The sequence below is a fragment of the Flavobacterium sp. IB48 genome (assembly GCF_016405855.1).
In the GTDB taxonomy this organism is placed as follows: Bacteria; Bacteroidota; Bacteroidia; order Flavobacteriales; family Flavobacteriaceae; genus Flavobacterium; species Flavobacterium ginsengisoli.
On sequence record NZ_JAEFCA010000008.1, the window covers coordinates 142,947 to 157,375 of the forward strand.

Genomic DNA, 14,429 nt, shown 5'->3' on the forward strand with positions numbered 1-14,429 from the left:
TTAAGATTATATATAGACGTTTTTTCCGTTTATTGTTATAAATATCTGATAAATTTATTTTTTTTTAGTTAGTTGATTTTTAGTTATTTAGTCACAAGTACCGATTATTCTTTTCAAAAATACTAATTTACCAATGCAAACAGCTAAGTGTTTTTACCTGTTTATTTGGATAAAATTATTTTGTCTTTGCGATTCCGCGTTTTTGCAGCATTAATTTTACAACAAAAAAAGAGCAGCACTAAAAATAGCACCGCCCTCTTTTTAAAATAAATTTAATTTTTGCATTTTAAAACCAAATCAAAATTTTAAAATGCTCGCATTAAATAATGCGTACAGTAATTGGTAATCTACTAAAATGAAGACTAAACGCAGGTTATTCGTTTATGACATCGCCTTCCTTAGTTTCTTCGCTGGCAATTTTTACCAGTTTATCGTTTGGAGTTAAGTCGCCGAAAATTTCAATTTTATCTTCGATTTCTCTTCCTTTTTTAATGTCAACTCTTGTCGCTTTGTGGTTTACCACTTTCACCACATAAATTCCTTCTGCAGAACTTACTACGGCAGATTTTGGCACTACAAAAGTGCTGTCTTTCGCGTTAAGAGGCAACAAAACTTCGGCAACCATTCCAGGTAATAAATTTCCTTTGGTGTTGTGAACATCCATTTCAACTCTTTCAGAACGCAATTTTAAATCTAAAGCACCAGACATTCTGGTAATTTTAGCTGTAAAAGTATCTGGCAGCGATTTTACATTAAAACTCATTTTGTCGCCTGGGTGTAAATATCCTGTGTACAATTCTGGAACAGAAACCGCCAAACGTAATTTACTTTGTTCCTGAATCGTTAATAAAGGCAAATCTGAACCTTTTCCCGCTGGGCCAACAAATGTTCCTAAATTCACATTTCTAGCCGCTACAACACCATCAAAAGGAGCGCGAATTTCCAGATATCCTCTCATGATAGAGATTTCTTTGTGTGCTGCAATTGCTGCTTGGTATTGTGCGTAATCAGAATTCTTTTTACCGCTTGCCATTTCTAAATCGTTTTTAGAAATCGTTCCTTCAACCTTGCTCGTTTCGTACAAACGGTTGTAAGTGCTTTTGCTGGTTGCGTAAATGGCTTCCATAGATTTTAATCTAGATTCAGCCGCTGCTACTTGCGAGCTTATTTCTGGTGCTTCTAAAACAATTAAAAGCTGTCCTTTTTTTACTTTCGTTCCAATATCAACTTTTAAAGTTTTTACGAAACTGCTCACTTTTGCATACAAATCAACTTGTTGAAAACCGGTTAATTCAGCTGGCAAACGCAATTCTGTTGTTAGTTTTTCTTTCGATAAAAGGAAAGTTTCAACTTTAGGTTCTATTTCTGCTTTCGCAGTTTCTTCTTTTTTCTTTTCGCAGCTACTTAATACAACTAGTGCTGTAAGTAATAATGCAGATGATTTTATAATATTACTTTTCATTTTTTGGTTTTAATGATGAGATATAATGGATACTTTCTTCGTCTTCAGGATCTAAAGAAACAGATTGTGTCGATGTTTTTTCTTGTGCCCACGCAAATATCTGCGGAAGGATTAATAATACGGCAAAAGTAGAAAATAATAATCCACCGATAACCGCTCTTCCTAACGGAGAAACTTGATCGCCTCCTTCGCCGTGTCCAATTGCCATTGGCAACATACCCATAATCATCGCAACAGATGTCATGATAATCGGACGAAGACGTAACGCAGCAGCTTCACGAGCAGATTCTAAGGCATTTCCGTTTATTTTTCGAAGCTGTTCGGCATTCGTGACCAAAAGAACGGCGTTGGCAATAGAAACCCCAACCGACATGATGATTCCCATATACGATTGTAAGTTTAATGTTGAACCAGTTAAAGTAAGCATTAATAACGACCCTAAAACTACGGCAGGAACCGTTGTTAAGATTACTAACGAAACTTTGAACGATTGGAAATTAGCGGCCAACATTAAGAAGATTACGAATACGGCAACCAATAATCCTGTTTGTAAACTACTTAATGTTTCGGTCAATACAGTACTTAGTCCAATTGGCGTAACAAATAAACCACGAGGCAATTCGCCTAATGAACTAATTGTTTTGCTCACATCTTTAGAAGCCGTCCCCAAATCGGTTTTGTAGATGTTTGCAGTAACGGTAATGTACGGCATGGCCCCTAAGTTATCATTTTCACCACTTACAAAGCCTGGTGTAATTTTGGCAACGTCACTTAAAACAGGACGAAGCGAGTTTTTCAATACTGGAATTTCTCCAATATCGGTTTTGCTTTTCATTTTATTTAATGGCACCTGTACCTGAACAGAATACGATAATCCTGCTTTTTCATCAACCCAGTTATTTTTTTCTGTATAACGAGAAGATGAGGTTGAAGCCACCAATGAACGAGAAATATCATTCATATCAACTCCTAATTCAGCAGCACGAGTTCTGTCAATATCAATATTCATTGCTGGATAATGAATTGGCTGTCCGATTTGCACGTCTCTGAAATACGAAATTGCTTTTAACTTGTCTACAATTTGAGTCGCGTATAATTCGTTTTTCTTTTTGTCTTTTCCGGCAACTCGAATCTCGATTGGAGTAGGAGAACCTTGGCTTAAAACTTTATCCGTTAATTCGATTGGTTCAAAAGAAAGTTTAGTGTCTGGCAATACTTTTTTAAGTCTTGCTCTAAACTCATCTTTAAAATCGTCCATATCTTCATGGTAATCTTTTAAACTTACTTGGAAAACCGCTTCGTGAGAACCTGCCATGAATAAATAAATCGGGTTGATCGAGAATAGAGAAGGGTGCTGACCAACATATACAGATGTGATTCCGATATGATCTTTACCGACCATTTTTTCCAGTTCTTTTAAAACAATTCTAGCTTGTTCTTCAGTTCTTTCCAAACGCGTTCCGTCAATGGCACGCATTCTCAACTGAAACTGACTAGAATTGGTTCTCGGGAAAACGTCTTTTCCGATGAAATTAATGAACAGAATTGCTAAAAGTGTTGCTCCAACCAAATAGGTTACAGTCGTTATTTTTTTGTGAACAAACAAACGGTCTAGAGTTCGCATAAAACGAATCTTGAAACGTTCGAAAGCACTAATTTTTCCGTTGTTATTAGTATCTGCTCTTTCTACATAATCCTTTTTCTGAGTGATTAGATTTTGTTCTGATTCTGGCGTTATACCGCTGTCATTAAATTCAGCTTCATCATCTGTAATTTCTGGTCCGTGTGCATGTTTTTCATGTCCTTTCATCATCCAGTTAGCCATTACAGGAACAAATGTCTGCGAAAGCAAGAATGAAATAACCATTGAAAAACCAATTGCTAAAGCTAAAGGCAAGAACAACGCTCCAGGAATACCAACCATAGTAAATGCTGGCGCAAATACGGCTAGAATACAAAGAAGGATCAATAATTTAGGTAAAGCAATTTCCTGACAGGCATCCCAAATGGCGAGTGCTTTTGGTTTTCCCATGTCGAGATGCTGGTGAATATTTTCGATGGTTACGGTACTTTCATCCACCAAAATACCAATCGCCAATGCCAATCCTGATAATGACATTAAGTTGATCGTTTGTCCAAATAATTTCAGGAATAAAACCCCAGAAATAATCGAAATCGGAATCGTCATAATTACGATTAATGCTGCACGACGGTCACCCAAGAATAATAAAACCATTAATCCGGTTAAAACCGCACCAATAATTCCCTCAGTAATCAAACTTTTAACCGAGTTGATTACATAAACCGATTGGTCAAATTCGTACGTAATGTTTACATCTTCAGGAAGCGTACTTTGAATTTTAGGCAATTCTTTTTTCAATTTCTGAACCACATCCCAAGTCGAAGCGTCTCCTGCTTTTGCAATACTAATGTAAACCGAACGTTTTCCGTTTACTAAAGCATAACCTGCCGTGATATCGGCACCGTCTTTTACAGAGGCAACATCGCCTAATTTTAAGTTCTGAACACCACCTTTGAATAACGGAATCTGTTCAAAATCTTTAACTTCTTTAATCGTATTATTTGTTGGCGTAATATAGTTTTTGTCGCCCATACGTACGTTTCCAGAAGGAGCCGTTTGGTTGTTCAAACGAATCGCGTCAACAATCTGGTCTGGCGTCATATTATGAGAACGCAATAAATCTGGATCAACGTTTACCTCAATAGTTCTTGGGCTTCCGCCGAAAGGAGCTGGAGATAATAAACCAGGAATTGCAGTAAACGAAGCACGAACATAAACGTTGGCTAAATCTTGCAGTTCGTTGTTGGAACGTATTTTACTGCTCAAAACCAATTGTCCGATTGGAAGTGATGAAGCATCAAAACGAATGATAAACGGAGGCTGTGTTCCCGGAGGAAAAGCCGCTTGGATTCTGTTCGAAAGCGCACTTAACTCGGCAGCCGCCTGAGCCATATTGGTTCCTTCATAATAGGTTAATTTCATAATCATTAACCCCTGAATATTTTTAGTTTCTACAGATTTGATACCGTTCGAGAAAGGTAAAACGTTTACGTAGTTTTTGGCAAAATAAGCCTCCATTTGATCTGGCGTGTAACCTCCAAACGGATGCGCAATATAGATAACCGGCAAATTCATTTTTGGCAGAATGTCTACCTTAATGTCTTTGATGGCACCAATTCCGAAGAAAAATAGACCCGCAACCAATACTAAAATGGAAATGGGTTTGCGGAGTGCAAAACGTATTAAATTCATTAGGATTTATAATTAAAATTCATTTATAAATAAGTCAAAATTTCCTGTTGCAGCGACTTTTAATAAGTACGATTGCCACACATTATTATTGACAATATCTCGATCGATTTCAGCGCGATTTAATACATACATCGTTTGTGTTAAATCAGTCAAATCAGTTAAACCGTTTTTGTATAAAGTCGATTTTTGAACATAAGCTCTTTTTGCAGCATCAACCTGAATCGGAGCTTCAGCATAGTTTTCCAAAGTAATTTTGATTTTATCTTCGGCAAAATTCAGCTGTGATTTTAATTCTCTATCTGCTTGATTGTATTCTTCCTGCATGGCTTGAGAAACAAATTTCTGAGCACTTACTTGCTTGCTTGATCGGAATGGTGTGGTTAAATTCCACGTGATTCCAACTCCAATTAAATAATTGGTACGATCTGGATTTACCCCATCCCAATAATTTCTTGTAAAAGCATTTTGATTGGTTGCGTACGAATTATCAAATCCTGAAGCTCTGGTTTGTAAAACCCCAAAAGCACTCATTGTTGGATAATAAAATCTCTTATACAATTTAACCTGCTGGTTGCTGTAATCGATTTTCGTTTTGTAGAATTGTAATAAAGGGTGAAGACTATCTGTAGTAACTTCTTTTGTTACTAATTCCTTTGGGATCTGAGTTACAAATAAAGTATCTGTAACGAAATCCTGAGGTGCAACGCCCATTAAATCGACTAATTTGTTGTTTTGTTCTTTAACGAAGTTTCTAGCAAGGTTTAAAGCAATTTTAGCTTTAGAAACTTCTGCAGTAGCCAAAGTAGAATCTACTCCAGCCAATAATCCGTTTTTAACTCTCGCTGCAGCAGTCTTTTTGAAAACTTCTGCACGATCTAAGTTCTTTTGCTGCGAAATCACTAATCTCTGGCTTGCCAATAGATTCAGATAAGCAGCTGAAATTTTGATTTCCTGCTGGAATTTTTCCTGCTGTAAATCTTTTTCTTTAGCCTGAACATCAATTTTAGATAAATTGATTTTTTCCTGTGTTTTTCCGAAAGTGAAAAAATCCCAGTTCATGTTGACTAAATAAAGCGCGCCAAAAGCCGAGTTCCAGTTTTGTTCTGGTAACGGAAGTCCTGATGAAGCAACTCCTAAACCTCCAAAACCATACAACGGTCCGTTTTGTCCGTTTACGGTTCCGTAATCCTGCTGTGCCGATAAGTTAAGGTTTGGCAGGTAATCACGACGAGATTGTTTTAGAGTCTCTTTTGATGCATTGGTGTAATTGTTTTTTGCTCGGATAGAACCGTAGTTTTCAAGACCTACCTTTATTGCTTCTTTTAAAGACAGGGTTTGAGCATAACCGATTGAGGCAAAAATCAATAAAAATAATAAGGTAATTTTTTTGAAATACATAAACTCAAGGTGTGAATAGAAATGTTTTTTGATGCAACAAATTTATTTCTCTTGTACTGATAAAAGTCAGGTTAAGTGATGTACTGCACTAGTAAATGACGAATTGAATTGGTCATTTTTTGAAAAAAATAATTAAATAATTGTTCGTACTTTGTAAACTATTTCAAAATTAAGAATGAACAAAAGAATTGATAACATACTGGATAACAAATGGTGGCAGGAGGTTGCCGTTGTCCTTTTTTCATTTACAATATATACCCTAAAAAATGATTGGATGTTATTTAGTTCTTTCATTTCGATTGCAATGGGTGTGTTTTTTTATTGCATTTTGTACATGCATGCCCAATTTAATCGTTTTTTTCTCCTTCCGATTTTATTTAAAGCAAATAAACCTTTTACGTATATCATTTTAACGCTATTTGGAGTTTTTGTATTTTCTGTCATTTTGTATGAAATTACAAAAATGGATATGTTTGCCAATTGCCATTTATACCAAAACTCGCATCAGAGAAGTTATGCGTACCAATTGGCTAGTGTTTTGGGAACTTTGGTCTGCATTCTGAGTCCGATTATTGTTTTTAAGTTTTATCGTATTCACAGAAAACAAACCGATGCGGCTTTATTGTTCAATCAAATGCAATTAAATTCATTGAAAGGACAATTAAATCCGCATTTTTTGTTCAATACATTTAATACGCTGTACGGAATAAGCCTTCAGTTTCCAGACAGAACGCCCGATTTAATTATGAAGGTTTCGCAGTTAATGCGTTACCAATTGGAAAGCAATAGTAAACAATGCGTATCTTTAGAAGACGAATTGGAGTTTATAAACAGTTATGTTCAGCTTGAAAAAGAACGTGTTGGTTACAGATGTGACATACATTTTGAAAGCAAAGTAGATATTGAATACACTTATAAAATTTCTCCGATGCTGTTAATTGCATTTATCGAAAATGCTTTTAAACACGGAACTTGTGCTATTGAAAATTGCTTTGTAAAAATCACGATTTCTGTTGAAAACGGATTATTACATCTTCATGTTGCCAATTCAATTCCGAAGAAAAACGATGTGATTTCGACCAAAATCGGTTTAAAAAATACAATTGAACGTCTGAATTTGATTTACGGAAAAGATTATAAATTAGATGTTAAAGACGACAAACAAATCTATGTTGTTGATTTAGAAATACAGCTTAAAAAGTTTGTAGGATGAGAGAAACAAAGAAATGCATTATCGTAGACGATGAACCCGCTGCGCATTATGTTTTAGCCAATTATATAAAACAGAATCCACAGTTAGAATTGGTTTTTCAAGGCTATAACGGCATTGAAGCGATGAATTATCTCAGAGAAAATCCAGTCGATTTAATGTTTTTGGATATCAATATGCCTGAAATTTCGGGAATGGAATTGCTTAAAATTCTTCCAACGCATCCTAAAACTATTTTAACTACAGCATATTCTGAATTTGCGCTTGAAAGTTACGATTACGGCGTAATTGATTATTTGCTAAAGCCAATCTATTTTCCAAGATTTCTAAAAGCAATTGACCGTTTTTTTGCGACCGAAAGTGTAAAACAAAAGGCAGAAGAAACCGTAAATTCGGTAAGTGTAAAAGTAGATGGTTATTTGATGGATATTGAATTAGATCAGCTTTTATACGCGCAGAGTTTTGGTAATTATGTAAAACTTCACACAACCAAAAGAACTTATCTGGCTTCTATTACCACAACAGAGTTCGAAAAATGCCTGCCAGAAAAGAGTTTTATGCGTATTCATAAATCTTACATTGTTGCTTTAGATAAAATTGATGCGACAGAAAAAGATTTTGTTGTTATTAAAAACGAAAGAATTCCAATCGGAATTACTTATAAAAGAGAACTAACAGATCGATTAAAAAAGCTTGAATTGTAGACACGATTTAAGCTCAACTTTAAAGGAGTTTATTTTTTTGTAAAATGATATTTTCTTCTTGTTATTGTAATAAAAAAAGTGTTAATTTTAATACGTTGTTTAAGTTTAATTAAAAAATTGAAACTATGAAAAACGTGCTTTTACTTTTTACTTTTTTATGCAGTAGTTTTTTAATTGCACAAGAAGGAACCAATATGAAAAAAGCAATCACTCCTCCAGAAGAAGTTCGATTAGCTTTTGAGAAAGAATATCCAGGAAAAGTGCCAGTTTGGTCTGAAGAATATGTTGGAGATGATGCAGATGAGATTCGATTTGAAGCACGATATAATGTAAATAATACAACAAAAGCGGTTGCGATTTACGATAATCTAGGAAACATGAAAGCTTATGAATTGCAGATTCCGTTTAAAGAGCTTCCAATAAAAGCGCAGTCTTATTTAAAAAAGAATTATAAGGCAAAAGCGATTCAAGAAATTGCAATGGTGGTAGATGATAAGAAAAAAACAACCTACGAAGTTGGTGTAGAAAAAGATACTAAATTTTATGATATAGTTTTTGACGCAGAAGGCGGTTTTGATGTCTCTGTAGAAAAAAATTAAAACGCTTACTAATTCAAATATTATTTGAAATGACAAACCCGATGAGTTTTTAATGCTTATCGGGTTTTGTTTTGTGTTTTTTTGTTTCAGGTTTCAAGTTTCAAGTTGATATTCTTTGCGGTTAAACCTGAAACCTGAAACTTGAAACCTGAAACTTGAAATCTGAAACTTGAAACCTCCTTACAACATCATTCCACCAGAAACTTCAATTCTTTGAGCGTTTATCCAGCGAGCGTCTTCGGTGCATAAAAAAGCCACTACACCGCCAATATCATCTGGAAGACCAACTCTTCCTAAAGCGGTTACCGAAGCAATTTGCTGATTCATTTGTTCATTGTCGCGAACAACTCCGCCTCCAAAATCGGTTTCGATTGCACCAGGCGCAACTATATTGGCTCTAATTTTTCTAGCTCCTAATTCTTTTGCCTGATATTTAGTCAAAGTTTCCATTGCACCTTTCATAGAAGCGTAAGCCGCATAACCTGGAAATGAAAATCTTGCTAAACCAGTTGAAATGTTTACGATTCCGCCGCCATCGTTCATTGCGTTTAATCCTTTTTGAGTTAAGAAAAATGGACCTTTAAATTGAATGTTGGTTAACTGATCAAATTCGGCTTCGGTTGTTCCAATAAATGAATTATGGATTCCAATTCCGGCATTGTTTACTAAAAAGTCAAATTTATCTGTTTTAAAAGTGTTTTTTAATGTTGCTTCTACTTCTTTAAAGAAAGAATCAAAAGTGCTTGATTCAGCAACATTTAACTGTAATGAAGCAGCTTTTTGCCCCAGACTTTCAATTTCTTTTACAACTAAATCTGCTTCTTCTTTTTTGCTATTGTAAGTGATAATTACGTCAAGTCCTTTTTTTGCAATCGCAATTGCCATATTTTTTCCTAAACCTCTGCTACCGCCTGTAACGAGAGCTATTTTTGTATTTACTGCCATATTTTTAAATTATGAGTTTTGAGTTATGAGTTTTGAGTTATGAGTTTTGAAATGTTTCTTGTATTTGTGATATACAATTCATAATTCATAACCCATAATTCATAATTATTTATGCATTGCATTAAAATGATTTCTCAAATCTTCTGCGCTTGCGTTTAATCTGGTTTCGCTTGTTCCGAAAGTCAATTCTTGTTTCCCTTCTTTAAGTTGCTCGAAAATAGATTCGATAAAACTGCTTACACTTGGATGTGCGTCGTGAAGTCCGATTCCGCCTAAATCTGTGTTTAATGCTGGTGGAATAATTTCGATTACTTCGATATTTTTAGCTTTTAATAAATGACGAAGCGAAAGTGTAAATGATCTAAAAAACGCTTTTGTAGCCGAATAAACTGGAACTTTTGCAAAAGGAGAAAAAGCTAATCCAGAAGTTACATTCATCACGGTTTTAAGAGCGGGTAACTGAATAAATAATGAAGTTAAATGCAGTGGAGCTTCAATATTGGTGCTAATTTCTGTTTTCATACTTTCGTAAAAATCAGCATCGGTAACCGAAACCCATTTTTGAATTCCTGCATTATTGATTAAAACGTTTAAATCGGGATGATTTGCCGTAATCCATTCGTAAAGCGCGATTCGTTCTTGTTCTATAGACAAGTCACAAACTTTTGTAATAATTGCTGGAAATTTTGCTTTTACGTCGTTTAAAACTGATTCTCTTCGGCCGCAAATAATTACGGTATTGTTTTCCTGAATAAATCGTTCTGCAAGTCCAAGTCCGATACCGCTTGCACCGCCTGTAATTAAAATTTTGTTGTTTGATAATTTCATCTTTTCGTTCTTTTAATTTGATGAGACAAAGGTAGGAGCGAAGTAGAGTTGGGGATTTGTAAATATCAAATAGATGTTTGCGAAATTCAAATCAGAGTTAAAAAATACAATGTCAATTACAATTGCAATAAAAACAGAATTATCTTTAATCTCATTTTATGTCCTCCTGAGCGAAGTCGAAGGACACGCACCGTAAAACGTACTGTATGGATTTAGCATACGATCCTTCGACTTCGCTCAGGAAGACAAGCGTTATGCCCGAGCTCAGAAAACTTGAAACTTGAAACTTGAAACCTGAAACAAAATTTAAGCTCTAAAAGCAATCGGCGTAAAAGAAGTTTGTTTTTTAAAGAAATTAGAGAAATGCGCTAATTCTTCAAAACCAAGTGAATAGGCGATTTCAGAAATATTCCAATCGGTTTGTTTTAAGAGTATTTTGGCTTCGTTTGTTAATCGGCTTGTAATTAATTCGGTTGTGGTTTTTCCGGTGTTTTCTTTTAAAACCTTATTTAAATGATTTACATGAACGGATAATCGTTCCGCAAAATCTTTCGCGGTTCTCAATTCTAATCGCTGATTTGGCGATTCAATTGGGAATTGTCTTTCCAACAATTCCGCAAATAAAGAAGAAACTCTAGCTGCTGAATTGTGCTTAGAATATAATGCTGTAATAGGTTGTAATTTTTGTCCGAAGTGGATTAATTCAGCCACATAATTTCGGATTAGATCGTATTTGTAAATATAATCAGAATTAATTTCTTTTTGTATTTTATTGAAAATCAATTCAACTTCTGAAACTTCTTCATCAGAAAGCTGAAAAATCGGATAACCGTCTGAAGCGAAAATTGGAAGCTCGTCCAGATCGATTCCGCTTTTACTTTTAGATAAAAATTCGCTGGTAAAAACACAGAACTGACCACCTTGATTGGTGTCTTGCGGTAAATAATTGTACGGAATTTTTGGAGTTGCAAATAACAATCCCTGTTTTTCGATTTCGATTACTTTATCGGCATATTCCGCTTTGTTGTGTCCTCTGATTAAACTTATTTTGTAATAAGCTCTTCTATCATAAGGCATTCCAGGCTTTCCTTTCATGCGTTCCAAAAGTTCTTTAATATCGAAAACATTAAAATGTCCGATTTCTTTTTGAATGTCGTTTGGCAATAATGAAGTGGGATCAACAGTTGAACCTTCGGTAATATCTTGGTAAAAGGAATCTAGAGATTTCATATCGTGATGAATTGCGAAATTCAAATATACGAAAAATATAAAGATTGGTTTTAGTTTGTTTTAGGTTTAAAGTTTCAAGTTTCGTTAGAACTTTGTCAAAGTTTGAAACTTTGACAAAGTTTAGCGTACAATTTTGTCATTTCGACGAAGGAGAAATCTTCGTAAGAAACTCCGTAATCTAAATCGACAATCTTTGTAGAGCTACTCGCGAAGATTTCTCCTTCGTCGAAATGACAAACATAGTGTTTAGAAGTTTTAAATTCTTTGCGTTCTTTGCGGTTAAAACAAACTTCCTTGTACAAATTCAGGTTCTGGATTGCTTCCAAAAGGAATAGCATCAATCACAAAAAACTGTTTCACTTTGGGATCAAATTCCCTTAGAACAATTTCGTTGCATTCAAATTGGAGAGCAATTGTGGTAAAAAGTTCAAAAGCAATTTTAAGATTTTCGGGTGTTAATCTTCGTCCGATTGACATATGCGGATCATCACTTTTTTTGAGCTGTAAAGATTTCAGTGTTTCGTGAATCTTTTTCATTATGGGCTTTAGATTGTTTTTAGATTCTTCGTTTGGAGCAATAAAAAAAGCTCCAGCATTTTCATAAGAATCAAAATGATCTAAATATACTTGAGAAGGCGTAAAAGTATCGCAGATTTTAATTAGCTTTTGCTTTATAGAATCGAGTTGAGATTCCTCAATTTTAAATTCACAAATCGTAATATGTGCTTCAGAATTACAGCTGTTGTACCATTCAATTTTACTTTTCAGTAAATCTTTCATTTTTTTGACACTATCAACAACTGGTTTTGAGTAGAATACTACAGAATATGTTTTTTCCATTTTTTAAGGGCTTTGAAACACAAATTTAAAGCTTTCCTTTCAAATGCAATCGATGCAGAATTTCAGATTTTAGTAAACCGCTTCCGCCTCCAAAATGCTCGATTACTTCTACATTTGGCTGGTTTTTTAGACAGAAAGAAGTAAATTCTTTTTCAACATGGTCTTCAATTGCCGAACTCAAAAGCACGATATCTATTTTATGATTCTGAAAGTATTCTTGTGCTTCTTTTTCATCATTAAAAGCAATTGCATTCCAGTTTTCATCTTCATTAACAAGACGAAGTAAAATGGCTAAAATAGCTTCATTTTTTCCGAGTAATAAAAATTGTAGCGTTTTCATTTTTGTAGCTTCTAAGTTTCTAAGATACTAAGTTTTTTGGCTCCAAAATATCTCGTTAACCAATTTGGCAACTATTTAATTGGAGTTACCTGCAAATGTAGGCAGGGTTTTATAAAAGAGACTTAATCTAGGACAAGAAATATGATTTTAAATCTTTTTTGCAGTGAATTTGAGCAAGAATCTAGTATTTTCTTTTACAAATTTTCGTTAAAGTGTATTTTGGCAATGTTTTGCAGAACAATTACTTAAGGTTTTTGGCTTCTGTTAATGTTGTTAATTTTTTCATACAATGTGGAAAACCGTAAGGTTATCTGTTTTTATGCCTGTAATTTTGGGTTGTTGAAATTTAAGAACAATGTTGTTTTTTACCTTTTTTAGAATGCCATTATTTAAGTTTTAACAATTCATGTTTTTTGGAGAAACATTTTTTTTGAATTAAATTTTGACATATTCATTTGATCGTGGGTAATTGTATAAGAGTTTGCATTATACATTAATGTCTAATTTTTAGGGTTTTAAGAGGAAGTCGACGGACTGAATTTTAAAACCCTTTTTTTTATATTATAAATGAAAAAGCAAGCAGCCAAAATTGAATAATATCAGTATTGATTTTAAATTTTTGAGGCGAAAATCCGTAGTAGCTTTTGAAGGCCGCAGAAAAATGAGAAACGTCTTTGTAACCGCATTTGTATGCTGCTTCGCTTACTGTAGCGGTCTTGCTTTGAAACAATTTTTTGGCATGTTCCATTCTCAGTTTAATAATATAGCTTTTTACAGTGGTTCCAAAACAAGCTTTAAAGCCTTTTTTTAATTTGAATTCGTTTAACGAAATAAGTCTGGAAAGTTCAGGTAGAGTAGGAGTGTTTCGATAATCGTTTTCTAATATTTTTTTTGCTTCTAATAATTTGTTGTAATCTTCTTCGTTTATTTTTTCTGTTGGTAAGGGTTTGGTAATTAATGTTTCAAGTTGATGAATAAGAAGTTCTTTAATCTTACTTTCAATGTAAATTCTTTTTAAAACACCTTCTCTAGTACAATTTTTTATTTCTGATGTTACCCACTTAATTGGCGATGTAAACGGAAGATATTTAGAAGTTAGATAGCAAGATTGTTTTTGAAGGATTTTTTTTGAAAATTTTTCATGCAATTGCCAATCTTCATTTATGATATTGTAGTAAAACTCCTTGGATAAAATAATAGACATATAATTTACATCTTTATGAGCTGGAATTTTAAAAGACCCCTTAAAGTTATTGGTGTAAAAGATATTATGGGTGTTTTCTTTAGAATACTTTTCACTTTCCAATTGATCAATATGAGTCTCAACATTGCTACTGTAAATAAAATTCATAACAATCGATTCTTCATCAATTTCAAAAATAAGAGTTTTAGAATTTGAGAAATACAATTGTGTATCAAGGAGAACCAATCCTTCTGTGATAAGATGACGACTGATTATTTTTTCTGAATCACCATTTTGTATGTTGACATTTTCCTCCGTTAAAACACTTTTCGGATAATATTTATCTCCAATTTGAATTTTAATTATAGGCGTTTCAGAGGTTAGAAGTGTGGCTTTGATTTTCAAAATATAATCCG

Annotated in this window: 12 protein-coding genes; 3 read left to right on the plus strand and 9 right to left on the minus strand. The window is 34.0% G+C overall.

Annotated features, from left to right (window positions below; genetic code table 11):
• Positions 1-373: 373 nt before the first annotated feature.
• The 3 genes from JC605_RS20520 to JC605_RS20530 are packed head-to-tail and all read right to left on the minus strand — an operon-like array spanning position 374 to position 6,134.
• Positions 374-1,462, minus strand: a complete 1,089-nt coding sequence (locus tag JC605_RS20520) for an efflux RND transporter periplasmic adaptor subunit (protein ID WP_198857963.1) — start codon at positions 1,460-1,462, stop codon at positions 374-376.
• The gene (locus JC605_RS20525) at positions 1,452-4,736 is read right to left on the minus strand and encodes an efflux RND transporter permease subunit (protein ID WP_198857964.1); all 3,285 of its coding nucleotides are present in this window, start codon (positions 4,734-4,736) and stop codon (positions 1,452-1,454) included. Before JC605_RS20525 ends, JC605_RS20520 begins: the two co-directional genes overlap by 11 nt.
• 12 nt (positions 4,737-4,748) lie before the next feature.
• Positions 4,749-6,134, minus strand: a complete 1,386-nt coding sequence (locus JC605_RS20530) for a TolC family protein (protein WP_198857965.1) — start codon at positions 6,132-6,134, stop codon at positions 4,749-4,751.
• A gap of 175 nt (positions 6,135-6,309) precedes the next feature.
• On the opposite strand from JC605_RS20530, the gene JC605_RS20535 reads away from it, so the two are divergent.
• The 3 genes from JC605_RS20535 to JC605_RS20545 all read left to right on the plus strand — a co-directional run bounded on the left by JC605_RS20535 (position 6,310) and on the right by JC605_RS20545 (position 8,647).
• On the plus strand, positions 6,310-7,347 hold the full coding sequence (locus JC605_RS20535) for a sensor histidine kinase (protein WP_198857966.1): 1,038 nt from the start codon (positions 6,310-6,312) through the stop codon (positions 7,345-7,347).
• Entirely contained in the window at positions 7,344-8,048 is a 705-nt protein-coding gene (locus JC605_RS20540; RefSeq protein ID WP_129747752.1) for a LytTR family DNA-binding domain-containing protein, read from the plus strand. The genes JC605_RS20535 and JC605_RS20540 overlap by 4 nt, the downstream gene beginning before the upstream one ends.
• 125 nt (positions 8,049-8,173) lie before the next feature.
• Positions 8,174-8,647 (plus strand): hypothetical protein, encoded by a 474-nt coding sequence (locus JC605_RS20545; protein ID WP_198857967.1) that lies wholly within the window; start codon positions 8,174-8,176, stop codon positions 8,645-8,647.
• A 180-nt stretch (positions 8,648-8,827) separates the two neighbouring features.
• On the opposite strand, the gene JC605_RS20550 is transcribed toward JC605_RS20545, so the two are convergent.
• The 6 genes from JC605_RS20550 to JC605_RS20575 form a co-directional block, all read right to left on the minus strand.
• Positions 8,828-9,592, minus strand: a complete 765-nt coding sequence (locus JC605_RS20550; RefSeq protein ID WP_198857968.1) for an SDR family NAD(P)-dependent oxidoreductase — start codon at positions 9,590-9,592, stop codon at positions 8,828-8,830.
• Between the two features lie 105 nt (positions 9,593-9,697).
• Complete coding sequence (locus tag JC605_RS20555) at positions 9,698-10,420, minus strand: SDR family oxidoreductase (RefSeq protein WP_198857969.1); 723 nt, start codon at positions 10,418-10,420, stop codon at positions 9,698-9,700.
• 306 nt (positions 10,421-10,726) lie between these two features.
• On the minus strand, positions 10,727-11,650 hold the full coding sequence (locus JC605_RS20560; protein WP_198857970.1) for an AraC family transcriptional regulator: 924 nt from the start codon (positions 11,648-11,650) through the stop codon (positions 10,727-10,729).
• A 279-nt stretch (positions 11,651-11,929) separates the two neighbouring features.
• Positions 11,930-12,490 carry a 2'-5' RNA ligase family protein gene (locus JC605_RS20565; RefSeq protein WP_198857971.1) on the minus strand — a complete coding sequence of 187 codons (561 nt, stop codon included), beginning with the start codon at positions 12,488-12,490 and terminating at the stop codon, positions 11,930-11,932.
• 25 nt (positions 12,491-12,515) lie between these two features.
• On the minus strand, positions 12,516-12,830 hold the full coding sequence (locus JC605_RS20570) for a hypothetical protein (RefSeq protein WP_198857972.1): 315 nt from the start codon (positions 12,828-12,830) through the stop codon (positions 12,516-12,518).
• Positions 12,831-13,386: 556 nt separating this feature from the next.
• Positions 13,387-14,418 carry an AraC family transcriptional regulator gene (locus JC605_RS20575; protein WP_198857973.1) on the minus strand — a complete coding sequence of 344 codons (1,032 nt, stop codon included), beginning with the start codon at positions 14,416-14,418 and terminating at the stop codon, positions 13,387-13,389.
• Positions 14,419-14,429: the final 11 nt, after the last annotated feature.